The sequence below is a fragment of the Saezia sanguinis genome (assembly GCF_003991585.1).
GTDB lineage: Bacteria > Pseudomonadota > Gammaproteobacteria > Burkholderiales > Burkholderiaceae_C > Saezia > Saezia sanguinis.
Genome location: NZ_PQSP01000001.1, coordinates 350,108 through 376,393, shown reverse-complemented (window position 1 = coordinate 376,393; position 26,286 = coordinate 350,108). Strand labels below are relative to the sequence as shown.

The 26,286-nt window shown below is 54.4% G+C and carries 13 protein-coding genes; all 13 read right to left on the bottom strand.

Annotated features, from left to right (window positions below):
* Positions 1–91 precede the first annotated feature (91 nt).
* Complete coding sequence (locus CUZ56_RS01675; RefSeq protein WP_239441952.1) at positions 92–4,171, bottom strand: amino acid adenylation domain-containing protein; 4,080 nt, start codon at positions 4,169–4,171, stop codon at positions 92–94.
* A gap of 37 nt (positions 4,172–4,208) precedes the next feature.
* Positions 4,209–4,463 (bottom strand): phosphopantetheine-binding protein, encoded by a 255-nt coding sequence (locus tag CUZ56_RS01670; protein WP_126977606.1) that lies wholly within the window; start codon positions 4,461–4,463, stop codon positions 4,209–4,211.
* Positions 4,464–4,510: 47 nt separating this feature from the next.
* Complete coding sequence (locus CUZ56_RS01665) at positions 4,511–6,160, bottom strand: (2,3-dihydroxybenzoyl)adenylate synthase (RefSeq protein ID WP_126977604.1); 1,650 nt, start codon at positions 6,158–6,160, stop codon at positions 4,511–4,513.
* Between the two features lie 31 nt (positions 6,161–6,191).
* Complete coding sequence (locus tag CUZ56_RS01660) at positions 6,192–6,986, bottom strand: 4'-phosphopantetheinyl transferase family protein (RefSeq protein ID WP_162615222.1); 795 nt, start codon at positions 6,984–6,986, stop codon at positions 6,192–6,194.
* 238 nt (positions 6,987–7,224) lie between these two features.
* Positions 7,225–8,091 (bottom strand): alpha/beta hydrolase, encoded by an 867-nt coding sequence (locus CUZ56_RS01655; RefSeq protein ID WP_126977600.1) that lies wholly within the window; start codon positions 8,089–8,091, stop codon positions 7,225–7,227.
* Complete coding sequence (locus tag CUZ56_RS01650) at positions 8,088–9,245, bottom strand: ABC transporter substrate-binding protein (protein ID WP_239441947.1); 1,158 nt, start codon at positions 9,243–9,245, stop codon at positions 8,088–8,090. The genes CUZ56_RS01655 and CUZ56_RS01650 overlap by 4 nt, the downstream gene beginning before the upstream one ends.
* A 31-nt stretch (positions 9,246–9,276) precedes the next feature.
* The gene (locus tag CUZ56_RS01645; protein WP_126977598.1) at positions 9,277–10,137 is read right to left on the bottom strand and encodes an ABC transporter ATP-binding protein; all 861 of its coding nucleotides are present in this window, start codon (positions 10,135–10,137) and stop codon (positions 9,277–9,279) included.
* On the bottom strand, positions 10,134–11,222 hold the full coding sequence (locus tag CUZ56_RS01640) for a FecCD family ABC transporter permease (RefSeq protein ID WP_239442019.1): 1,089 nt from the start codon (positions 11,220–11,222) through the stop codon (positions 10,134–10,136). Before CUZ56_RS01640 ends, CUZ56_RS01645 begins: the two co-directional genes overlap by 4 nt.
* A gap of 665 nt (positions 11,223–11,887) precedes the next feature.
* Positions 11,888–13,264: an MFS transporter gene (locus CUZ56_RS01635; RefSeq protein ID WP_126977594.1), complete on the bottom strand. Its 1,377-nt coding sequence runs from the start codon at positions 13,262–13,264 to the stop codon at positions 11,888–11,890.
* A 17-nt stretch (positions 13,265–13,281) separates the two neighbouring features.
* Positions 13,282–13,698, bottom strand: coding sequence for an ExbD/TolR family protein (locus tag CUZ56_RS01630; protein ID WP_126977592.1), 417 nt, complete (start codon positions 13,696–13,698; stop codon positions 13,282–13,284).
* Between the two features lie 37 nt (positions 13,699–13,735).
* Positions 13,736–14,464 (bottom strand): MotA/TolQ/ExbB proton channel family protein, encoded by a 729-nt coding sequence (locus CUZ56_RS01625; protein ID WP_126977590.1) that lies wholly within the window; start codon positions 14,462–14,464, stop codon positions 13,736–13,738.
* Positions 14,465–14,481: 17 nt separating this feature from the next.
* A complete protein-coding gene (locus CUZ56_RS01620; protein WP_126977588.1) occupies positions 14,482–15,264 on the bottom strand; it encodes an energy transducer TonB in 783 nt (260 codons plus the stop codon).
* Positions 15,265–15,501: 237 nt separating this feature from the next.
* A complete protein-coding gene (locus CUZ56_RS01615; protein WP_126977586.1) occupies positions 15,502–26,058 on the bottom strand; it encodes an autotransporter outer membrane beta-barrel domain-containing protein in 10,557 nt (3,518 codons plus the stop codon).
* Positions 26,059–26,286 lie beyond the last annotated feature (228 nt).

Here is a 26,286-nt window from a genome sequence, read left to right as displayed (position 1 = left end):
TATCGCACACAATCAGGCATGTTAACGACCAGACCATGGTCGCTTTGGGCAGTTATGGCGGCGGCTAAACTGCAATGGTTTTTTTACGCTTTCATTCTTTCAATTCATCTATCTTCAACAAGGCTTCATTCAAGACCGGCGCAATAATCTCCACGCTCTCAGGCGCAACCAGATGCCCGTGCAGTGCAGGTACGTCGTGTACGTCCAGCGTGCCGACGTAAGGTGTCCAGTGTTTGGGATAGAGGTTTTTGCCCTGATGATCCAGTGCCGCGCGAAAATACAGCGCAGTACCGTCGTAACGGCGGTGCTGGTGTCCTCTCACCAGCCGGTTGTTACCATCAACCACGCGGATAATGCCTTCCAGCATCGCGTCGCTCAAATACCCCAACGGATGTCCGCTGCGGCGCAGAAATCCAACCACAGATTCGCGCGTCATCTCCACACCGCTCATCTGCTTGGGGTCATGCCCGGCAATATGCAGCAATGCTTTCAGGGCTGCATCTTCAGGCATCTCCTCCTCACTGCGCCAGCAATCACTCGGATAGGCATCCAGCATCGCCACCACGCCCACCGGCAGGCCCCGGCTTTGCAGCTCAGCGGCCATGGCCTGCGCAATGATGCCGCCCACCGACCAGCCCAGCAGGTGGAATGGCCCTTGCGGCTGCAGGTTGATCATGGTATCCACATAGCGCCGGGCCATTTCGGTCAGTGTGCCCGGAAACTTTTGTTTCACATCCAATGCAGGAGACTGCAAGCCGATGACGTTTCTTTCCGGGCTGATATGGCGCGCCAGCGTGCCATAACACCAGCCAAGGCCCCCCGCAGGATGAATGCAGAACAGTGCCCGGCGTTGTGCTTGCTCACTGTGTTCATTGGGCACCTTGTGCAGATACAGTACCTCTCCAAAACCTTCCTGTCCCGCGCTGTGTTGCTGCTGATTCAGCTCGTCAAGATAAGATGCCAACTGTGCCACCGTCGGATGCTCAAACAGTGCCCCCAGGCCAATGGCATGCCCCCAGCGGGAACGGATATTGAGCATCAACTGCGCAGCCAGCAACGAGTGCCCACCCAATACAAAAAAATCATCATCGGCATACACCGGCTCGTGCAACCCCAGAATTTCCGCAAACAGTGCTGCCACGGCCTGTTCGGTTCCCTTGACAGGCGTTTTTCCGCCATGCTGTGCCCATACCGGCGCCGGTAAGGCATTTCTGTCGAGCTTGCCGTTCGCCGTGACAGGCAGCTCCGGTAATATGACAAAAGCACTCGGTACCATATAGTCAGGCAGGTGTGCCAGTGTCGTCTGGCGCAACACATCCTCGCTCAACGTGGCGCCTTTGCGATAGGCCACATACGCCACAATACGCTGATCTCCCGGCTGATCCTCGCGGACAATGACCGCCACCTGACTGACACCATCCACCTTGCCAAGCTGCGTTTCAATCTCTTCCAGTTCCACCCGCTGTCCGCGGATTTTGATCTGAAAATCAGAACGTCCCAAAAAAATCACCGCACCATCTTCGCGCCAGCGCGCCAGGTCACCAGTCGCATACATACGCTCCGAAGGTATGAACGGATTGGTTATGAACCGCTCCTGCGTCAGATCGTCGCGCCCCAGGTAGCCACGTGCCAACTGCCGCCCACCCAAATACAGATGTCCCACCACATCCGGCGGAACCGGACGCAGGTATTTATCCAGCACATAAAGCTGCGTGTTCCAGACCGGAAAACCAATTGGAACCACCGGAGAGTGGTCATGAAAAGACGCATCCCAGTAAGACACGTCAACCGCTGCTTCGGTGGGGCCGTACAGGTTATGCAGTTGAGCCCCTTCAGGGCCGCCGAGCGTGGCATGAAAACGGTCTCGCAGTTCTGCCGGCAGAGCCTCCCCGCTGCAGAAAACCCGGCGCAGCCTGCTGAAATCAGGCTGGCTTTGTGGCAAAAGTATTTGAAGCTGCGCCAGAAATATGGAGAGCATGGACGGCACAAAATGCAGGGTGGTAATCTGCCCTTGCTGCATCAGGCGTGCCAGTTGCTGCGGGTCTTTATGCGCCAGCGGTGGTGCAATAACCAGTGTTGCACCGGAAATCAGCGGTAGGAAAAACTCCCATACCGAGACATCAAACGTTGCAGGTGTTTTTTGCAAAATACGCTCATCGGCACCAATGCCGTAATGCTGCTGCATCCACAACAGCCGGTTGACAATGGCATCATGCTCAATAACCACCCCTTTAGGCGTTCCGGTAGAGCCTGAGGTATAAATCACATATGCGGCATCGTGCGGCTGTGGTGCGTCTATCTGGCCAGCTGTGATATTTGCGATATCTGCCGTATTTGCAGAACACGCATAATCTGCTGCATCAAACGGCCAGCTCAGCGGCCAGACAGGCAGGTCACCTGGAAGAATATGCCGGGTTGACGCATGGCTTAACGCCAGCCGGGGACTTGCCGCGTGTACTATGGTTGCAATACGCTCTGCCGGGTATTCAACATCCAGCGGCAAATAGGCTGCACCGGCACGCAATACGGCAACCAATGCCAGTACCAGTTCAAGCGAACGCGGAATTGCCACAGCAACCAGATCGCCTGGCCCTACCCCTGCCTGGCGCATGCGCTGCGCTAGTTGTCGGGTTATGGCTTCCAGTTGCGCATAGGTCAGTTGTGTGCCTTCATACGACAGCGCCACCGCCTGGGGTGTTTGCTCCCAACGCTGTGCCATCAGATGCACCAGCGTGGTCTGTGGCACATCATGCGCAGTGTTGTTGCAGGTGCAAACCCAGTGCTTGGCTTCCACCGGCGTGAGTGTAGGCACCTGTGCCAGTGTCTGTGCGTTAAGTGCTGCATTTAAAAAATGCATCAAACGCTGCACATGCGTGCGTACATCCATCTGGCTGTAGCGCTGTGGGTTTGCATCCAGCTCAATCCGGATGCCGCGCCCCAGTGCGTCGGCACGGAAAGTGATGGTCAGATCCTCCACCGGCCCATTGCCCAGTGTATGGCGAATGGTTTGCAGCCCCGGCAGATCAAGCTGCGCACAATCAAACGGCAGAATATTGACCGATGGGCCATATAAACGTTTATGCCCGCCCAGCAGCCCCAGGTCGCGGCGCAACTGTTCGCTGCGGTAGCGCCCATGACGGCGTACCTGGCGCAACTGCCTGCTCACATCCAGCAAAAACGCTGTCAGTGGTTTTTCTTCCTGAACCAGCACACGCAAGGGCAACACATTCATGACCGTCGCCGGTATGCGTGCGCAGGCCTGCCCCATGCGCCCCATGTGCGGTACACCAATGACCGTTTCACTGTTGGCCGTATGGCGGCAGATATACGCCGCCGCCAGTGCCGTCAGAACATCGGGCCAGGCCAGATTATCCCGCTCACACAACTGGGCCAGATGCTGCTCAAATGCATCAGGCATGACGTCCTGAATGCGAATGGCTGTATCTGCCGTAATGGCAACCTCGCCATGCCCGAATGTCAGGTCAGCCACCATGGGCGTTTGTTCAAACACCTGACGCCAGTAACCGGCATCGTCTTTTTCTTTTGCAGAATCGCGATAAGCGGCATCGTCACTCAGCCAGACATCATAAGGCGTCAGCGGCTGGCGGTCGGCATCACCCCGGTACAAAGCAGCCACATGGGTATTGATCAGCGACTGCCCCCACGCATCGGTCAGCAGGTGATGAATACGCTCATACCAGTAAAAATGGTCATCTGCCAGTTGGTACAGACGCTGCGCTGTCAGCGCGTCACGCGCCAGATCCAGCGGCGTATTCATATCTGCATCCATGTGCGCTTTTGCCGTTGCCGCAGGATCAACTTCGCCGCGCAAATCAATCAGCTGTAATTGCGGGCGCTGTTTTTCATTGATCCATTGCACTGGCCCTTGGGGTGAATCCTGTACCTGCAACGCCACAGCATCCGCTTCCGCCATGACCTGGTTGACTGCCGCCGTAAACCGCACCACATCCAGCGGCCCGCGAATCTCAATATATTCTCCAGTGTTGTATATCGGATTTTGCGGATCAAGGCTTTGACCGTACCACAAGCCTTCCTGCGCCTGCGTCAGCCGCATCATCTGTCTGGCACCGGTGTGAGCTGTCGGACCATTAGAGCCGTTGACAGCATTGTGTCCGGAAGCCGATCCCATATTGTCAGAAGTTTTGCGCATCCTGCCCGTCAGCCCTTTTATCATTCGATCCTGTCATTCAATTTTGCGGCAACCCATCTCTCACCAACCGCCACCAGTACCCCAGTTCAGGGCGCTGCGCCATATCGGCAAAGTCAATATGCGCACCCGCCTCGCGCCAGCGTGTCAGCAACGTCATCGCCCTGATGGAATCCAGCCCCAGATCAATCAGGTTGTCATCGTCCCGAATTTCAGAGGCATCCTCATGCAAAACCTTGGCAATATCCTCGCGCATACGCTCCAGGGTCAGTATGGGTGATGGGGTTGTTGTCATTGTTTATTCTTTCTACTCATAATTCATACTCAGCACATTCTGCGCACTCAGACTTTGGCCGCAGACTGTTCCTGCGCCTGCAACTGCTCACGCAGCGCGGCGCGCAATTCCTTGCGGCTGGTTTTGCCAACTGCCGTTTCAATAAAGTGCTCTACAAACACAACCTGGTCCGGCACCTTAAAATCCGCCAGTCCACGCGAACGAATCCACTGTTTGATCTCCACGGCGCGCGGCTTTTCGCCATTAGGAATAATGAACGCACAGGAGCGCTCGCCCAAGTATTCATCAGGTATTGATACAACTGCCGCATCAAACACCTGCGGATGCGCCAGCAGATGGTCTTCAATCTCTTCGGCCGATATTTTTTCCCCAGCCCGGTTGATGTGGTCATTGGCGCGGCCACGCACTTCCAGGTTGCCTTCAGGCGTCATCACTGCCACGTCGCCCGTGATGTAATAACCATCATCGGTAAACGAGCGCGCGTTGGCTGACGGGTTATTGTGATAGGCACGAATGGTATACGGCCCGCGTGTATACAGGTAACCTGGCTCTCCTTGCGGAACCGGGTTGCCTTGGTCGTCCAGCAGCAGAATTTCATCATCCGAGCTGATTGGCCGGCCCTGCGTATGAATCACCACCTCGTCCGGATCATCCAGCCGCGTATAGTTCACCAGCCCCTCAGCCATGCCAAACACCTGTTGCAACTGCGTGTTCAGCACCGGGCGTACCCGTTTGGCCACTTCTGCCGTCAGCTTGGCTCCGCCAACCAGCACCACTTCCAGGCTGGAAATATCATACTGATTATGTGGTGCAGCCTGCAGCCACACCAGCAGCAACGGCGGCACCAGCGCGGTAATGGTCACCTTTTCGCGCTCAATCAGCGCAAATGCCCGTTCCGGGCTGGGAGAGGCTGCCAGCACCACTTTGGCCCCGGCATACAACGCGCCCAGACTGCCCGGAGAACTCATTGAATAGTTGTGTGAAACAGGTATCACCACCAGGAAAACACTGTCCTGCGTGACATTGCAAATGCGATTGCTTTCACGCAGGGTGTAAATGTAATCATCATGCGTGCGCGGAATCAGTTTGGAAAGCCCGGTGCTGCCACCGGAAATTTGCAAGAAAGCCACCTCCTGCGGGTGCGGCTCCTGCGGCTGCAGCTTTGATGCCCTGCCCAAAGCCATCACCTGGTCGTACGACGTAAATTCCGGCCCGGCATCGCCCACCACAATCACTTTTTGCACCTCAGGCACTTTTTGCTGCAGCTCGGCAGCCAGTTGCCGGTAATCAAACTGATCAACCTGGTCTGCAATCACATAAGCACAAGCCTGCGCGGTTTTCGCAAAATGCTCCACCTCTGTAATGCGGTGCGCTGCCAGCGCATATACCGGCAACATACCGGCACGGAACAACGCAAAGATGACCGGGAAGAACTGTGCCTTGTTCGGCATATGCACCACAACCCGGTCCCCTTTTTTCAGACCCATCTCCAGAAAACCCCGTGCCAGCGCGTCAGCCTGTTCATCCAGTTGCGCATACGTTAACTGCTGGCCGTATTCGTCTATCACAGCAACCTTGTCGCCATACTGCTGTGCCCTGTCGCGCAGAATCTGCCCGAACGTTTCACCCCGCCAGTAGCCTTTGGCCCGGTACTTTTCTACAAACTCTGCAGGCCATTTCTGTTCTGCTGGAATCATATTGTTTTCACCTTTGCTTTTGTGATGCTATCTACATGTTGTGCGTTAATGTGGCATCGCATTTGAAATCATCAGCAAGCGCTTTGCCTTCAATCCAGTGTGTCCTGAAAGCCACGCTGTCCAACGGTTCTGAACTCGCCTGCATAACGGCCACTGCGGCATTCCACATGGCCGGAACTGCCACAGGCCTGACGTTGACATGCTGACCTGAAAGCAGTTGCACTGAGCACCATGCATTTTCCGAGGCTGCATCAGAAGGTACAGAAAATGTGTTCAATGGCTGGCTCATGCCCGCACCAGTGGCTTTGACAACGGCTTCTTTCATGCACCAGTAATGCCGGAACATCCGTGCCGGGTCATCCGATACTCTGAGCGCCAGCAGCTCCGCTTCAGCAAAACACGCCTGCGCCAGAGTCAGAGGGTTATCAACCAGGCGTGACTCTACATCCACCCCCACTGGCACATGGCCTACCGCAACAGCAACCAGCCCGTCGGTATGAGACAAACTGAAATGCAGAGGTGCTCCTTTGATGGACGGTTTGCCATAAAGCCCCTGCTCAAAAGCTTCCGGCGGCTGACAACCCCAGACATGGCTGAGCAGATAGCGCAGCAATGCATGCACAACAACATAAGAGAGTTGTGCAGATTTCTGCCGGAGCGCTTGTGCCCGCATCTGCTCTGGCGGGCTCAAAAACGGCAGCAGCTCTTCCACCATTGAAAAAGCATCGGTACGGCAAAGCCATACATCCACTTTTTTGCTTTGATGTGTCTGTTCAGAGCACAAATCATGTGAAAATTCTGTCACTCGATTGTTCACGCCATTCATTTGGCTAACCTGCTGTGCCTGCATATTGGGTAGTACTACAGATTTATTCCAGCAAGCGAACCTGCTAATGCGCAAGCCTGCTGCCTGTCATGCAGAGATAGACGTGGTTAGTTGTTCTATAAACGATAATAATAATCATTTGCATTTTAAATGCATAGCCTCTACATTTGAGATAAACCCCTACGATTTGTAGGATGTCTTTTGGACATTGACAACAGCACCTAAAAGCCCGCTGCAATCAACCCGCATTAAAACGCGAAGATACGACTTCCATAGCCTTGAAAATTGACATGTGCAACGCTCCCCGGTGGTCCGCTCCGGGTAGGGCTAAAAACGTCACATCCAGTTCAGGCACAGCCGCCAGTTGACCTGCCAAAGACTCCACCCAGGGCAATGTGGGGATGCCAGCCGGTCTGTTGGCCTCCGTGATGCCGCAAACACCAATGGGTTGCTGGCGCAGTTGTTCATCGGTTCCTGCCATCAGGGTGACCGATGCAGGCAAATGCTGTGCCTGAGCCACATAAGCAGCCGTTTCTTTTTCGATATGGCGGTCATGCCACCATAAAGAGGGGCTGACCGCAATCCAGTGCTGAAACAGTTCGGTATGCGTAAACAGGGTATGCAGAACGCACAAGGCACCATAGGAGTGCCCATAAAGAGCTGTTGCGTTCTGGCGGACATGATAGCGTTCAAAAATGACAGGCATGATGGTATCAGACAGCAACCGGATAAACGCATCAGCCCCGCCCGCTTTGCGCGTCGGTACCCGCGGGTCGCGCAGGTTGGTCACATTGGCAATGGGGGGCGTATAGTCAAAAGCACGGCCATCGGCAACAAAAGTAACCTCTGTGTCGTACCCGATCCCCACCACTAATACCGGGCCAGCAGGCTGCTGTTCAGAATGGCGCAAACGCTCAAAAACCGCATTGCCATCCAGCATGAACAGCACCGGAAAACCGGCCTCAGGCTCTATGCCAGCCGGAATGCCGATCTGCATCCGGTAACGCCGCAAACCATCGGCAGAAAACAGCAGGCATTCTTCAATGGCGTCAAACCCCATGCCGGCATGTCCTGCTGCAACTTTCCTGAACTCAAGGGCTGTCACGGCTTTTCCCAGTCAATCAGATAAGTGCCGTGCATCGGCACCAGCAGAAAACGCTCACTGATTTCATCCAGTGTCTTCTGGGCTGAAACGTCACTGAATGCATCCGGATTGATCCAGGTGGCCAAAGCCTCAATAAACACCACATTCAACGGCGAATCATTAAACCCATGCCAAATGCCATGCGCATTACCGCTCTGAACCGCCATAATCGGCTGCAAGCGCGACTGCTGCACGACCCGGCGCAGACTCTGCTGCGCATCAGCCGGTGCAACGTCAGCCCCCACCACCAATCCTTTCAGGCGGTTGCTTCCGGTGCCCGTTGCCACATACACTGCGGGGTTGCGCCGGATAATGTATTCCAGCCCGAGCTGGCCGGTAGGTGTCTGCAGCACATCTTCCCCAATGTTATGCCCGCCGGCATACTGGATCATCTCATTGAAAGTACCCACCCCGGGAGAATTACAGCACCCGGTTGCCCCTGCATGGGCATGCACCAGCACGTCGGGCCTGTGCTTCAGTGTCGCAACCCCCTGCGCTATGCGCTGCATATGTGTTTCGTAGTAGCTGATAAACGCCTGCGCCCTTTCCGGGTAACCCAATACCTGCCCCAGGATACGCATACTGGGAACCGTGTTGTTCAGCGGGTCTATGAAAAAATCAACCACCACCACCGGCACACCGGCGGCCTCAAACCTGCGGATCAAAGGAGAACTGCTGGCAGCAGCGTTGCCTGTATTAGGCCGGATACCCGCAAACGCCGCGGTCATGATCACCACATCAGGCTTTACCGCCAGCGCCCTTTCCACTGAAAAACTGGCTGCAGTGTGCTGCCCGACCACAGGAATGCGGTCAATAGCCGGAAAACGCCCCTGGTACTCGGCATACTCCTCTGCATAAGAATTTTTAAACTCATCCGACCAGCCGGCCAGAATACTAACCGGATCAGGATGAATCATACCCAGCACCGGAAAATACCGAGCCTGGGTCAGCACCACGCGTGAGGCCGGCTTTGGTAATGTCACTGTACGGCCTGCAATATCGGTAATCACAATCGGTTGCGCAGCAATATTCTGGGCATCTGGCTGGCCCGCGTAGCCAAGGTTGAATCCGGCAAATACACATACCAGCATCAAAATTTGAATGACTCTTTTCACAAAACCTGCCCTGCTTTCCCTCAAATCGATCTCAGATGGCATAAGACACCAGACCGTCAACAAATACCTGTGGCCTGCCCATGGAACAGGCTTCCACCCGTGCCGATACGCCATACACTTCGGCCAAAGCCTTGTCGGTGATGACCTCTTGCGGCAAGCCTTGTGCATAAAGCTGCCCCGGCTTTAACAGCAGTACCACATCGGTATCACGCAATGCAATATTGATATCGTGCAACACCACCAGCGTCACCATCTGCCGCTGCTGCGTCACCTGGCGTATCAACTGCATGACATGCACCTGAAAATTCAGATCCAGCGCAGACAAAGGTTCATCCAGCAGCAACACCTGGGGATTGCGGATCAACGCCTGTGCCAATGCCACCATCTGTTTTTGCCCGCCGGAAAGCTGATCCAGATAATGCATCGCCAGATGAGTTATCCCTAACTGTTCCAGCAAAGCATACACATCATCCAGTACCGCCTGTTGTGTCTGGCTACCTGAGCCAAGTGCGCTGGCATTGGCAGCCACCAACACGGTTTCAAATACACGCAGGTGCACGGCAGGCGGCAGAGTCTGCGGCATGTACACAATTTTGCGGGCCCGCTCGGCAAAAGAAATGTGCCCTATCTCGTGCCCGTCCAGCCGTACACTGCCATGCATATGCACCAGCCCGGCCAATGCTTTCATCAAGGTGGACTTGCCACAGCCATTCGGTCCCAACAGCGCGGTTACCTGGCTATGCCTGACAGGTGTCTGCGTTGAGAACTGTTCAAAAATCTTTTTGTGCCGGTAACCTATATCCAGAGCGCTCAACTCCAGCCCGCGCAACACCTTTGCTGATGTTGTTTCAGGTACAAACTGCACATCGTGACTGGCGGTTGGCTGTGTCATGACAAACCTCTTTGGCGCAGCACAATCAGCAGGAAGAAAGGCACCCCGACCAGCGCTGTGACAATACCCACCGGCACAATCGCCCCGGACACCAGGTTTTTCGACGCAATAGATGCCAGCGACAGAATCAGCGCCCCAATCAATGCCGATGCCGGCAGATAAAAGCGGTGATCTTCACCAAACAGGCGGCGCGCAATGTGCGGCGCCACCAGTCCAATAAAACTGATGGTGCCGACAAACGCCACCGCCAGCGCAGACAAAATGCTGATGCGCAACAATGACCCCAGACGCAACCGCTTCACATTGACACCAAAGCTGCTGGCCCGGTCTTCCCCCAGCCGCATCGCAGTCATGCGCCATGCATTCATAAGCGACCAAGGCTGTATCATGGCAAATGCCACAAACAAAATGCCCAGCTTCACCCAGGCATCGTCAGACAACCCGGTCAGGCTGCCCATGGTCCAGAAAACCAGCGCCTGCAATGCGTCTGCACTCGCTACGTACTGCATCAAAGAAACCAGCGCATTGAATGTAAATACCAGTGCGATACCAAACAACACAATCCCTGACGTATTCATGCCGCCCCAGCGGGCCACCAAATCCAGCAGCATGGCCGAACCCAGGGCAAAAATAAATGCATTGGCGGATACCACCCAATGCGAAGGCACGCCTGGAATGCTGACCTGCAATATCATTGCCAGTGCAGCGCCAAAAGCTGCGGCTGAAGAAACGCCCAGCGTAAACGGGCTTGCCAGCGGGTTATTTAAAATAGTCTGCATCTCCGCACCAGCCAGCCCCAGGCTTAAGCCCACAGCCACAGCCATCAGCGCTTCGGGTAAGCGAATCTGCCACACAATAAACTCTGCCATATTGCCGGCATCGCCTGTGCGCATGAACAATGCTGCAAGCAGCTGATCCAGTTCCATGCGCGAAGAGCCTAAAACCACATCCAACAATAAAGACAAAGCAATCAGAACAAGCAGCAGGCACAAGCCAGCCGATTGCCTGCCGATCACGCGGCGGTAATGCGCTTTCAGCGGGGGCGGGGGCTGGGTCAATGCTTGCTGCATGCTTGTTGTGGTCATCATGTTAAAGCGTGTTAACACTAAATATAGGAAGTGCGCAGCTCATCAGGCATAGATGGATGCGCGAAGCAACCAAAATGAATAGCGGTGCTATTGATTGCGGGGTGCGACAAAGCATACGCTATGCCTGATGGCAGCCCGAAGGGAAAAACGCCCAGGCAGCGCCCAGCGGTGTTAGCCCTCGTTTGTGTAGATTTACTACACGGCACTCGGTCTGCCTTGCTGGTCATCTGCCTGAACATACTTTCGCACTCCTATATTTTGTGTTAACACGCCCTGGTGTCTTATATTCTTTACTTCCAAAATTTCTTACCAGGGCCAATGATGCTTTATGCATTCGGGCCACTTCACATCACTTGATGCAGCGTTTGACTGCCGCAAACGCATGTCTTTACACTGCCTGGTAGATTGATGTCGCCATGCAACCGGATAACAGCACAAATGCATTCAAGTCATCATAAAACAATTATGATAACAATTCTCATTCTCATATTATCTGCTATTTTTCAAGCACACATGCCTTCGAGGTGATGAACCATACGCCAGCGGAGGTTTTAAAACAGGCAGGTATTTTTTGCTGTATTCATGTGATGAAACCAGCCCCAAAAGCTCTGACTGAGCAATAGACCAAATAGACCATCATGAGCTCTGACCGCTCATGACAATCAGGTCATCACAGAAACTGTGCTGGCATCCTTATAGTTCCGCTGCTGGTGAAAAATCGTGAAGGTGAACATGGCAAGCCCTGTAATCACCGCAGGAATACCTGTCAGCAGAAACACCACCGGATTGGAAAGATGCATGGACATCATCAGCCCGCCGGCCATCGACCCCAGTACCGATCCCAGCCGCCCTACACTGTTGGCCCAGCTCACGCCGGTGGCGCGGCAGTCCGTCGGGTAGTAAGAGGCCGCCAGCGCATTGATGCCCACCTGGGAACCGCTCAGGCAGATGCCGGCGAAAAAAACCACCAGCGCCAACAGCCACGGTACCGCAGGCAAATTGCCCAGTAAAGCAATGAATCCGCCGGCCAGGGTAAAGCTCACACACAAAACCTTGGACTGGGAGATTCTGTCCATCAGCAACCCTAGGATAATCGCCCCCGTCGTGCCGCCCGCAGTGAACATCATGGAAACCAGAGAGGCCGTTTTCTGTGACAGGCCCATGATTTTGAGCAGGGTCGGCAGCCAGTTAGCCAGCAAAAACATCGCCAGCAGGCTCATGAAAAACCCCAGCCACAGCAACAAGGTGCCATTCAGCAATGCCGGGCGAAACAAAGCGCGGGCAGGCATGTCCTTGCTGTTTTCAAAAACCACAAAACGCACCTTGGACAGGTCTTCCTGCGGTGCAATGCGCTGCATGATGCGTTTAACCAGTTCCGGCTTTTGCTGCTTCATGGCCAGATAACGTGCTGACTCCGGCAACAACCAGATCGTCACTGGCAGCAGAATTAATGGCAGGCCACCGCCAAGCCACAGCACGGCGCGCCAGTCGAACATGTCAATCAGGTATGCCGATGCCAACCCGCCCAGAGACGACCCCAAGGTAAAGCCGCAAAACATCACCATCACCATGAACGAGCGGCGCCGGTTCGGGCAATACTCAGAGGTCAGCGCCAATGCGGCCGGCATGGCACCACCCAGGCCAAGCCCGGTCAGAAAACGCAAAACGGTCAATTCGGTCAGACTACCTGACAGCGCAGACAATACCGTGGTGACGCCAAAAAAAGCCATGCTGCACACCAGCACTTTTTTACGCCCGAAACGGTCTGCCAGCGGCCCGAAAACAAATGCGCCCACCATCAGCCCGGCAAGCCCGGCACTCAGGAGCGGTGCTAGTTGTTCCGAGGCAATACCCCATTCATCTTTCAGTGCCGATGCAATGTAACTGATGATAAAGGTGTCAAATCCATCCACTGCCATGATACCAAAACAGATCAGCATGATCAGGATCTGCACAGGCGAAATCCGTTGCTTGTCGATCAGGGATGCCACATCCATTGTCGGAGCATTGGCGGTATTGTTTTCATGCGCATTTTGCATCGAAATCTCCCTCCGGATTATGGAGCCGGATTGGTGACGAACCCGATTTTGGTCAGCGAAGCCTGCTGGGCTATTCCCATCACATGCACGACAAACTCGTAGCGTGCGTCCTTATCTGCACTGATATGCAGTTCGGGCTGCGGATCGAGCTGTGCCGCCACAGCAAGGCGGGCGGCCAGCTCCTCCACAGTCACTTTTTCTTCATCCAACTGGTAACTGCCATCTGCATGCACAGCCACCTGGATGGTATCGGGCTTGATATCCTGCTGCTGGCTTGATTCCTGCGGCAGATTCAACTGAAAAGCGTGGTGCATCACCGGCGCTGTGATGATAAAAACAATCAGCAAAACCAGCATGACATCCACCAGCGGTGTCATGTTGATTTCATTCATGACGGCATCATCATCCTGCTCATCGAGTGTGCCAAAAGCCATATCAGGTTCCTTTATTCGTTACGCTCATGCTCACATTTCAGCCTTTTTTCTGAGCCCTTTTGAGCTGAATCACCTTGTCCATTTCCTCAGCGGACGCCATGCGTGTACCGGTAATCAGATACGCATGCAAGTCATTGGCAAAACGATGCAACTGCCTGCTGACGGTTTTGTTGGCGCGCACCAGCGCGTTGTACCCCAACACCGCAGGAATCGCCACCGCCAGACCAAATGCTGTCATGATCAATGCTTCACCAATCGGCGCTGCAACCTTATCAATGGTGGCTGGCCCGCCGCTGCTCAGGCTGATCAGCGCATGGTAAATGCCCCAGACAGTCCCAAACAGGCCGACAAATGGTGCTGTAGACCCGATAGACGCCAGAATTGCCAGCCCGGAACTCATACGTGCGGACAGCGTATCCAGAGCATTGCGCAAAATACGTGTCACCCAGTCTGAGATGTCCAGGCTGTCATGCAGTTGCTGCTTGCTGTTCTGATGATGGCGCACCGCTTCGCGCCCTTCGACTGCCAGCATGCGCCAGGGAGAGCAGTTGTTTTTCCCTAAACTCGGCAAGGCGGAATCAAAATCACTGCCGTGCCAGAACGCCTCCGCAGCCTTGGCCTGCTTTTTAAGCTGCCATAAGTTCATCAGCTTGATGACGATCACCACCCAGGTTGCAATGGACATCAGCAATAAGAAGACGGCAACACTGCGTGTCACCCAATCACCCTGCTGCCATAAGCCAGCCAAACCAAAAGATTCATTCATGAGCGTAATTCCTGTTTTTATGGATTGCGAAGTGAAAAATTGACCGGGACGTCATACCACATATCAATAGGCGTATTGCCCCGCTTGGCCGGTACAAACCGCCAGTTCTGTACAGTTTGCCGGGCCGACTGATCCAGCCTGGCAAATCCGCTGGAAACCTTGATCTCCACACGGTTGGCTTTACCCTGTGCACTGACCAGCACGCGAAGAATGACGGTGCCCTCTTCCATCATGCGCCGTGATGCCTGCGGATAAGGCGGTTTTGGATTATTGAGGTACGATGCGCTGGACGATGGCCCTGTCACGGCGTTTTCAGCACCCGATGGGTCACCGCGTGCGGCACCTCCGGCTGACGAACCAGTTTCCGAAGAGTTATTGCTGGCAGCATTTTGTGTACTGGCAGCAGCAGACTCAGTAACGGCCGGCGTTGCCTCACTGACAGCCGGAGCAGGTTCCTGCACCGGTTGCGGAGGTGGTGTTACAGGCTGTTCGACCGGCCTGGGCGTTGGTCTGGGTGTCGGTTTCGGGGGCGGTGGCGTTGGCTGTACAGGCCTTGGGCGTTGCGGCTCCACAGGTTGCGGCACAGGTGGTGGAGGTGCGGGCGGGGCTGCTGGTTCCGGACTGGATGCCGCAGGTGTCTGGGCTGCTGCTGGCGGGGCAACCAGTGATCCCAGCAAAGCAACGGATATGATTTTGGGTGGTTCTATGTTAGACCTTGCCGCAGCCAGCATCCAAAGAAATCCGGCATGGCATAAGGCGACAAAAATCACAATGGCAACGTTGCGTGCAGTTAAAGACATTCAATTCAAGCGTAACCCTATTTGCTGCTTATGGAATCTGATGCACCCATTGCACAGGAACAGCGAATAATAAAACAGAATACGCAATTATAAATGAGAATCATTATCAGTCAATGTTTTCAACTATAACAATAAACTGCATGTGTGAATGCAAACACACTTTGCTCTATGCTATGAATAAAAAAGCGGCCTTTTCGGGCCGCTTTTTTTGATGAGATATCCGAATCCGAACACCACTTACCACGAATACTTGACCCCCGCCAAGCCTTCAAGGCGCATATAGCCTTCGTGCCCCTGCTGGGCACCAATATGGCCCCATACATTCCAGCGGTCATTGATCCGTACCTCGACACCGGTTTTCAGCTCAAAACGGCTCCTGGGTATGCTGGTATCAAAGCCCTGCCCGTTCATGGCAACGCCTGCGCCAACATCGTTATAGATCCAGTTGGCTTCAATAAACGGCTGCCACTGCTGGTCATGCCCGCTTTGCTGCGAACCGAATACACGAACCCCCAGGCGGCTGATCAGGCCACTGTTGTTACGGCTTTGCACCAGGGTACCGTTATTTTCATATACATCAGTACCTTTATAGTGTGCATAAGTCAACTGTGCCTGCGGCTGTACAAAAATGCGGGTCGTATCGTCTTCATGCACCTTGAAGGTCCAGCCTCCTTCAACCGAGCCTGCCATGGTGCGGCTGTGATAGCTTTCCTGCGCCAGCTCGTCGCCGTGCACTTTATTGTCATACCAGCCATACTGTGCCCAGGTATCCAGGTAAGGCCCTTCGCTGCCGGTTTCTCCATCGGCAAACCAGGTGCCATATATGCCTACGCTATAGCCGTTGACATCGCTGCGTGCCATCGGTGTCTGGCCATCGGTCTGGTTTCTGCTCTTGGCTGAACCATAGCCGGCCATCACACCCACACGCCAGTTGCCCTGCCCGGAAGTGCCGCGCGCCAGATCACCCCCCATCTGAAGCGCACTGCCCCAGCGGTTCTGGTCAATCTGGCCTGCCGCCCGGCTATCCATGTAGTAACCGCTCGTACGGGCCCAGAAACTGGGAACGGACTTGTCAGTTACATCGCCGGCAATGAACTGGCTGTCGCCAAAGCGGTCATGCATGCCATGCATGAACATGTCCAGCGCTGCATCCTGGTTGGCCATATAGGCACCCACCTCAGGGCGGATAGGAATGACAGGCGTTGGCGTTGGTGTCGGCACATAAGGATCCGGTGTGCGAAGATACCAGTTGCCGTCGTTCGGATTGCTCACGCTGCCTTGATGCAGGTAATAATCATAGGCACCGGCAACCACACGCCCGCTCAACGCAAAGGTACCATTGGAGGCGCCGCCAACTTCAACGATCTGAATGCCATTGCTTGTCTGAGCCCCGACACCGCCCACGTTATAGACAGTTACCGAAGTATGGCCGCTGGTGTTGCCCTGCACCACCAGTTTATCGGTTGGGGAGGTGTCACCGCCCAGCGCACTGTTGATCACCAGATCACTGGCTGCGCTGTAATTGCCGGTCACAGTCAACCTGTTACCGACTGTACGCCCGGCCAGAACGACTGCGCCATGGTTGATCAGGTCGCCATGCACAATCAGTTCACCGGCCCCGCCGGTCAGGGCATTAATGGCATCCCCTGCAGCCAGATTACCCTGGTTGGTTACAGTACCGTAAATGTTGCCGTATCCACCCAGTGTCGAGCCGCTGGCGATATTGACCGCACCGCCACCTGACAACGCTGCACTGCTGTTTTCCAGCGCCAGCGTCCCGGCCTGAACCGTTGTGCCGCCTGTATGGCCATAATCGGAGCCAATGCGCACCATGCCGCTGCCCTGTTTGACCACTTCCCCGCTACCGCTCATGGCATTGCTGAAAGTCCAGTCGCCATTGCCTGCAAGAATCAACTGCCCATCATTACCGATGGTGCTGCTCCCCAGGTTTTCAGCAGAACTGCCGGTCAGGCTGCTGCCGGCTGTGATGCTGACATTGCCGTTATAGCCGCTGTTGTCACCAGCCAGGCTGACATGACTGCTATTGTTCAACTGCATCACACCGGCACCACTGGTACTGCTGGCAAAAGTACCGCTGGCGTTGTCGAACGCGAGTGTACCGTCCAGCGCCATGGCACCACTGCCCAGACCTGCTGCATGGTGCAACACAGCCGTTGCTCCGCTGTCAATGGTGGTTGAGGCTGTCAGGCCTGTATTGGCGTTCTGAACTGTCAGGGTACTGCCAGATAAGGTCAGTTGGCCGCTACCTGCCAGGGTTCCGGCGCTGGTACCTCCATTGGTAATGGTCAGGTCCCCACCGTTGAGGTTCAGCACAGAACCTGCACTGCCGTTCAAAGCACCAACGCTTTGTGTTGCGCCATTCACGTTCAGGGCAGCACCATTGGCAAGATTGACTGCGCTGGTATTGCCCAACGTATGGTCATCGCCCAGAATCAAGGTGCCGCTGCTGACTGTGGTTTGGCCTGTATAGTCATTGGCAGAATTGAGCAGTGTGATGCTGTCGCTGTTGGCACGGTATTCAAAATTGCCTGTACCGGTAAGTTTGGCCCCCATCGATTCATTGGCTGCGCCTGTAGAATCCAGCACAACATTGCTGTTGCTCTGAAGCTCCTTGAGCACATAACCAGCATACAGGCCCGTTTCACCAGGGGTGTTGGACTGCGTTGTCACCGCCATGTAACCATAGGTGGCGCTCACATCGTTATTACCAAAACCGTCATGAATGGTGATGGTGGTATCTGTAGGAGCCACGCCATCAAGCAACAAGGTCAATTGCTTGCCTACTGAGCTCACTGTATTGGAGGCCACGATTTTGATGCCCGTATTGGCACTGACCTCGTCTTGCTGCAGCAGATTGCCATTTGGAGCAATTCCTCCAGGCAATGAGGCCACGCCCAGGTTCACAGTGCCGGGAATAGTTGCCCCTCCCGGAACATCCACTTCCAGATGATCAACGGTCAGCACATATGCGGTGTTGGCATTGACCATGGCAACATCCAGCTGGCCGCCATTGAATGTCAGATTGCCGATGCTGTTGTTGGCATTCAGAGAAGCAAGGCCATTGGCCCCGAGTTCAAACGTTGCATTGCTCAGCGCGGTCAGGTTATCCCCAGCCAGCGCCATTGAGCCCTGATTCAGCTTGAATGTGCCGGAAAAAGCATTGCCCACAGTGGAAGCAAAATCAAATGTATTGGTATTTGCACCCAATGCTGCCACCAGATTACCGCTGCCGCTGAGCGCATTGGCAAAGCTGTAATTGCCACTTGCAGGCGCATCAATCAACAAGGTACCTGCCGAACCCAGCACAACATTGCCACCGCCAATGGCGCCGCTCCCGGTCAAACGCAATGTTCCCCCATTTACCGTGGTTGCTCCGGTATAGGTATTGACAGCCGTCAATGTCGTGGTACCGCTGCCACCATGCTGCAACTGCCCACTGCCGCTGATCACACCGCCAAAAGTGGATGCGTCACTGCGGTTAAAAATCAGTGTGCCATTGTCTGTGATGTTGCCTGTAACGCTGCCCGTGGTGCCGCCATTGCCTAGCTGCAAAGTGCTGCCGGCTGCCACGGTGGTGCCACCCGCATAGGTATGGTTACCTGTCAGTATCAGTGTGCCAGCGCCGTTCTGGCTCATACTACCACTGCCGCTGATCACACCTGCATAGGTCAGTGTATCGCTGCGGTTGAACACAACGCTGCCATTGTCTGTGATGTTGTCTGTAACGCTGCCCGTGGTGCCGCCATTGCCCAGTTGCAAGGTGCTGCCGGCTGCCACGGTGGTACCGCCTGTATAGGTGTTGTTGCCGGTCAGGATCAACGTACCGCCACCGCTTTGGCTCATGCTGCCATTGCCGCTGATCACGCCTGCATAGGTCGCATTGTTGCTGCGGCTGAAGTTGACGCTGCCGCTGTTGGCAATGTTGCCTGCGTAGCTGCCTGTGGTGCCGCCATTGCCGATGGCCATGGTGCTGCCTGAAGCCACACTGGTGTTGCCGGTGTAGCTGTTGGCACCCGTGAGCGTCAATGTGCCGCCGGTAAGGTTCAACTGGCCGCTGGTGCCTGAGATGATGCCGTTGAATGTGCCGCCATTGCTGATGCTCAAATTGCCGGCGTTGACGTTCAGCCCACCTGCGCCGCCAAGGCTGCCAACGGTCTGGGTCTGGCCGTTGATGTTGGCTGCGGCACCGGCATTGATGCTCAGCAGGCTGGTCTGCCCCAGCGCGTTATTGCTGCCCAGCACCAGTGTGCCGCCACTGACTGTCGTGCTGCCGGTGTAATCGTTGCCGGCATTGGCCAGTGTCACAGCCTGTCCACTTGCCGCGGAAGCATCCACGTCCAGATTGCCAATCCCGGTCAGCTTGGCCGACATGGTTGCCGCATTGCCTGATGCGCCGCTATCTGCAGCCAGATGCAATGTCTGGCCGGAAAGCAGATCCAGTTGTGTCAACCCATAATTGAAATAAATACCGTCATTGCCGGTGCCTGTGGTCAGCCGGAAATCATAGCTGGCATTGGCAACCGCAGTGCCACCTTCTGTGATGGCCAGTACCTGTGCAGAATTTATCGGATTGCCATTGGCATCTGCCAACACGATATTGCTGATATTGCCACTGATCGCACCACTGGCTGCCACCAGTTGTGCCATGATATTGGCGTCATCCTGCGCCAGCAGATTCAAGCCAGGAGATGACGGGTTAGGAATGCCGGTCGTCAGCAACGTTACCCGCACCTGGCCGCTTGTCAGCGTCAGGTCCGTTGTATTGACAACGCCTGTAGCCGCCGTACCGGGTGGCAACGCACCACCAAAAGCCAGGCTGCCGCCATTGAACTCCAGGTTGCCGATGTTCTGGACCCCGGCGCCAACGGTTGTCACATTGCCGCTGTTCAGCCTTAAAGTTGCATTTGTCAGCGCCGCTGTATTATCTCCTGCAAGCGCAAATACGCTGTTGTTCAATGCCACGGTGCCGGTAAATGCATTTCCGGCCGAAGCGGCAAAATTAAAGGCATCGGTGGCATTGCCCATGCTGACATTCAACAACCCGTCACCGTTCAATGCGTTGGCAAATGTATAAGTACCGCTGGCTGGCACGACATTCAATGTACCTGCCAAGGCAACGCTGCCGCTGCCCAGATTGTCTGCGGCCCCTACATTGGCGGTGCCGTCAATTTCCCATACCCCGCTGAACCCTGTATTTGTACCCGTGAGCGTTACAGTGTTCCCATTCTGAATGCTGGCGGTTGTATTGGAGTTGCCGGTAACCGCATTGGCAAAAGAGCCATTAAAGTCCAGATCCAGCAGTGTATTCGCGCTCAGCGCCACTGTGCCGGTGCCTGCCGCATTTGCATTTGTCAGAACCAGCGTTCCCCCACTCACCGTTGTACCGCCGCTGTAGCTGTTGGCACTACTGAGTGTCAAAGTATTGCTGTTTTGTTTGACCAGATTGCCGGAGCCACTGATTACACCTGCATAGGTCAGCGCATCGCTGCGGTTGAACACAACGCTGCCATTGTCTGTGATGTTGCCTGTAACGCTGCCCGTGGTGCCACCATTGCCCAGTTGCAAGGTGCTGCCTGCTGCCACGGTGGTACCACCCGTGTAGGTGTTGTTACCGGTCAGTATCAGCGTACCGCCACCGCTTTGGCTCATGCTGCCACTGCCGCTGATCACGCCTGCATAGGTCGCACTGTTGCTACGGCTGAAATTGACGCTGCCGCTGTTGGCAATATTGCCGGCATAGCTGCCTGTGGTGCCACCATCGCCGATGGCCATGGTGCTGCCCGAAGCTACACTGGTGTTGCCGGTGTAGGTATTGGCACCCGTGAGTGTCAGTGTACCGCCGGTAAGGTTCAACTGGCCGCTGCCGCCTGAAATGATGCCGCTGAATGTGCCGCCATTGCTGACGCTCAGATTGCCTGCGTTAACGTTCAGGTTACCTGCACCGCCAAGGCTGCCAACGGTCTGGCTCTGGCCATTGATGTTGGCTGCGGCACCGGCGTTGATGCTCAGCAGGCTGGTCTGTCCCAGCGCGTTATTGCTGCCCAGCACCAGTGTGCCGCCACTGACTGTCGTGCTGCCGGTGTAGTTGTTGGTGGCATTATTCAGCGTAATGCTGTTGGTGGCATTAACCAGCAAATTACCGCTGCCGATGATTTGTGCGGTCAGGTCTGCAGCGCCTGCAGGTGTTGCAGCATCACCAGATAAAGTCAGTGTTTTGCCCGACAATATGTCGACCTGGCTCAAACGATAATTCACATACAGACCATCTGAGTTGCCTGTATTCAGTGAATAGCCATATGTGCCCTGTGCCACGGTGTCAGATGCCTGAACAATAGCAACCTGCCCACTGCTCAGTGCTGCACCTGCCAAATTGTTCAGCGAAAAGCTCCCTGCTGATCCTGTGACACTGCTGGCGCTGATCAGGCGATTGTTAACCCCCTCATCCTGCACCAGTAACGACCCTGTGAGATCGACCACATCGGTCGGGTCAATGCGGATTTCACCGCTGCTCAATGTCAGCGCATTGGTCGCAATGGTGCCGCTGAGCAGATTGGCAAAACTTAAAATGCCGCCATTGATATGCAGGTTGCCCACCGTCTGCGTGCCACTGCCCACTGTCGTCGTATTGCCGGTATTGATCTTCAGCGTTGCATTTGTCAGTGCGCTTGTGTTATTACCGGCAAGGCTGAAGCTGCTGTTACCCAGTTCAACCATTCCTGTAAAGGCAGAACCTGTGGATGCACCAAAATCAAATGCATCGGCAGCATCGGTTAAACCAGCTTGCAGCAAACCGCTGCCGGTGAGTACGTTGCCAAAAGTGTAGCTGCCGCTGGCTGGCGTTGTAATTTGCAATGTGGCCCCTGAGGCAATGTCTACCGCACTGACACCTATTGTTCCGCTACCGCTGACCACCAGCGTGCCGGCATCCACATCTGTTGTGCCGGCATAGGCATTTGCACCAGTCAATGTCAGCGTATTACTGCCTTGCTTGACCAGATTGCCGCTGCCACTGATAACGTCTGCGTATGTTTGATTGTCACTGCGGTAAAAAATCAGTGTGCCATTGTCTGTGATGTTGCCTGTAACACTGCCCGTAGTACCGCCATTACCTAGCTGCAAAGTGCTGCCGGCTGCCACGGTGGTACCGCCCGTATAAGTATGGTCAACTGTCAATATCAGCGTGCCAGTGCCGTTCTGGCTCATGCTGCCGGAGCCGCTGATCACACCTGCGTAGGTCAGCGCATCACTGCGGTTGAATACAACACTGCCGTTGTCTGTGATGTCGCCTGCCACCATGCCACTGGTGCCACCATTGCCCAGTTGCAAGGTGCTGCCGGCTGCCACTGTGGTGCCGCCCGTGTAGGTGTTGTTACCGGTCAGTATCAGCGTACCGCCACCGCTTTGGCTCATGTTGCCACTGCCGCTGATCACACTCGCGTAGGTCGTATTGTTGCTGCGGCTGAAGTTGACGCTGCCGCTGTTGGCAATGTTGCCTGCGTAGCTGCCTGTGGTGCCGCCATCGCCGATGGCCATGGTGCTGCCTGAAGCTACACTGGTGTTGCCGGTGTAGGTATTGGCACCCGTGAGCGTCAGTGTGCCGCCGGTAAGGTTCAACTGGCCGCTGGTGCCTGAGATGATACCGCTGAATGTGCCGCCATTGCTGATGCTCAGGTTGCCTGCGTTGATATCCAGATTACCCACGCCCCTTAGTGCACCTACCGTCTGGGTTTTGCCGTTGACATCAACAGTGGTCGGGCCAAAAGCATTGCTGATATTGAGCAGACTGGTCTGTCCCAGTGCGTTGTCGCTGCCCAGTATGATGAGCCCTTCGGCAGCCTCTGTTGTGCCTGTGTAATCATTGGTGGCGTTGTTGAGAATAATGGTATCTACGGTACTGAGCCACAGACTACCGCTACCCGTAATCTGTGCCTTCATATCTTCAATGCCGGCGGCTGCGGAATCAAGCGATAATCTTTGCCCTGGTTGCAGATCCAGCCTGGTCAGCACATGGTTGAGATACAGCCCGGCACTGTCAGAAGTCAAACTTGTTGTATATGTCCCTATGGCAACCACCGTTCCCGAATCCTGGACAATGTTGGAGGTTGCCGTACTGTACGCTACACCTGACGTATCCTGCAGGCTCAGGTTAGCGGCCTGACCCGTTACCGAAGATGCAGCGATCAGTTGCTGGCTGGAGCCTTCATCCTGATGCAGCAATGGCTCTGCCAAAACACCGGAGATATCGTTGTCGGCCTGAATGATACCTGAGTTCAGGCTCAAAACACCTGTGCTGATAACACCTGTAGGCATATTGCTGAAACGCAATGTGCCGCCATTGATATTCAGGTTGCCAATCGCCTGAGTTCCACTGCCCACTATGGTTGTATTACCGCTATCGAGTTTCAGCGTGGCGTTTGTCAGTGCCGCTGTATTGCTACCGGCAAGATTGAAGCTGCTGTTACCCAGCTCAACCGTTCCCGCAAAAGCGGAACCTGTGGATGCACCAAAATCAAATGTATTGCCCGTATTCGCCAGCCCGACCTGTAACAAACCCGCACCAGTCAATACATTGCCAAATGTGTAGTTGCCGCTGCTGGGGCTGGCAATGTTCACCGTCCCCGCCGAGGCAATATTGACAACACCGCTGCCCAGTGTGCCGGCATTGTTGACCAGCACGGTACCCGCGTTGACATAAGTTCCCCCGGTATATGACTGGGCTACAGACAACTCCAGAATCCCATCACCGGTTTTGGTGATATTGGTTGCCCCCGACAAAGCCGCATTCAGTGTCAGCGTGTATGGATTGGAACTGCCATCCGTGCCGATATTGGCTGCAACAGATGTACCGCTGTAAGCTGCATTCAGATTGGATGAGGCATTCAGCGTACCATAGCCTGTGAGGTTAATGATGCCATTGGCTGCACTGCCCAACGCAATGGAAGCTGAATTCAGAGCCAAAGTGCCACCGCTGACAGTTAAACCACTGCCATTATTCAGCCGGATTGCCGCCGCGCTCAATGTACCATTGTTACTGCCTTTAAGCGTAGCACCAGAGCTGAGCGTAAACGAACCTGCAGCCACATTGCCATATGCAGCGCTGTTACCCACTGTAAAAATGCCGCCATTGACCGTGGTATTGGTCGTTGATGAAGAGAGCGAGTTGTAATTGGTGGACGCACCATTGTCGCCATAGAACGCAACCTCACCATCTCCGGTTTTAGTCACGGTTAATGTCACACCGGAATCCGCCAGCAAAGGATCATAAAAGTTGATGGCATTACCGGCAGCAGCATCCAGGTTCAGGGCATGTGATGCTGTCAGATTATTGGTCCAGTAAATCGCATTGGGCGTACCTGTGCCAGCATTCGGCTGGTAAAACGTATAAGAACTGCCCGATTCCAGCGTTTTACTGTAGGATGAAAAAGTTGCTCCCTGGCGATTGCCCTGAAAAGTAATATCACCCCTGTCTGCTGACAGGCTGATGGTGCCGCGCCGTACATAAATAGCCCCACCAGCTGTGCTTGCTACGTTATTGGTGAAGCTGCTGCCACCACCTACAAAAACTGTGCCACTGGAATCGGTATAAATAGCGCCGCCATATCCATGGCCACTGCTAGAATAAACGTAATTGCCCGTAAAAGTGGAAGGCCCTTTCAGACTCAGGTTGTAGGTATAGCTACTGCCCGAACCGCCTTTGGCATTTAGCGAAACTGCACCACCCAATGCATCGCTAATTGTGGAACCGGACTTAGTGTTGACAATAAAATTATTGTTGAAAACAACACTATCATTGAATGTGATGCCTCCACCCGTCCCGGCAAGATAGCCCATATGGATCGCGCCACCTGCGGCATGCTGATCGTTGATACTCCAGGGGAAATCAAAATTTAAGGTCCCTTGTCCATAAACATAATTACCATCAAATGTGGTGATGCCGTTAAATATCAGCGTTGAATAACCACTCCACAGGTCAACGGCACCGCCAAAAGTTGCTGCGCGGTTATTCTTAAACAGCGTCTGGCCATTGAACGTCATTGTGCTATTGGCTGCCTCATACACCGATACAGCACCACCATAGTTCCCGGTCCAGTTAGAATCAAACGTGACCTTGCCATTGAAATTCACTGAGCCTGCATAAACACCCACAACACCCGGCTGATCCGCATTGCCCTTGTTACCTTGAAATGTCACGCCAGCCGTGCCGCCATCAACATTCCAGGTCGAGTTGCCAGATCGCAGATTGATGATTGGGCCATAGTCACCTACACCGCCATTGCCTGTGGGCCTGATATTTTGAAAAGTCGTACCTTCCAGATTCAGGTTACCGGTCACACCGCTGACAGATATCCAGAACATAGCGCTGCGCGCAGTGCTCAAGGCCGTTTGGGTGATGATGGCATTTGTAATTGCCAGAGAAAAAGGCGTTGAAGTGCCAGTTGTATTGCCTATGAAAAGATTGCCAATACCAGAGATATCAATTGTCTGCCCATTGCCGTCAATGACAATGTTTGTTTTGGTCGCACTATTGACATAAAAGGGGTTGGTGCTGCTCCAGGTTACATCACCAGTCAAACGCAGGTTGTAGCTGCCACCATTTAAAATGCTGCCCAGATCTCCGCTGGGGACATCGATTTGTGCATATGCAGGTATTGCCACAACCAGTGCAAGCAACGGCAATGCATTTTTAATCTCTTTACATAAAGATTTCATCGGGTAATTAAAACCACGATTACGACGGCGACGGATAGAAGACGCCCGCTGATCGCTTTTCATATGACTTGTCCTCACAATGTGTGCGCTGAATGAAAATTTTGACTACCCGGCCCCAAAATGTGGGGGGAAATGAAAAACTATTTTGATGATTCTCTACTTGGGCTCTTCGAAACAACACAAAGCAAGAAAAGACTAAACAATCAGTTGATTTATAGTGTGGGTATTGTTTAGGCGTCCAATTTTATCTGTCTGACTCTTTGTTTGTCTTGATATAAATCGTGAAATATT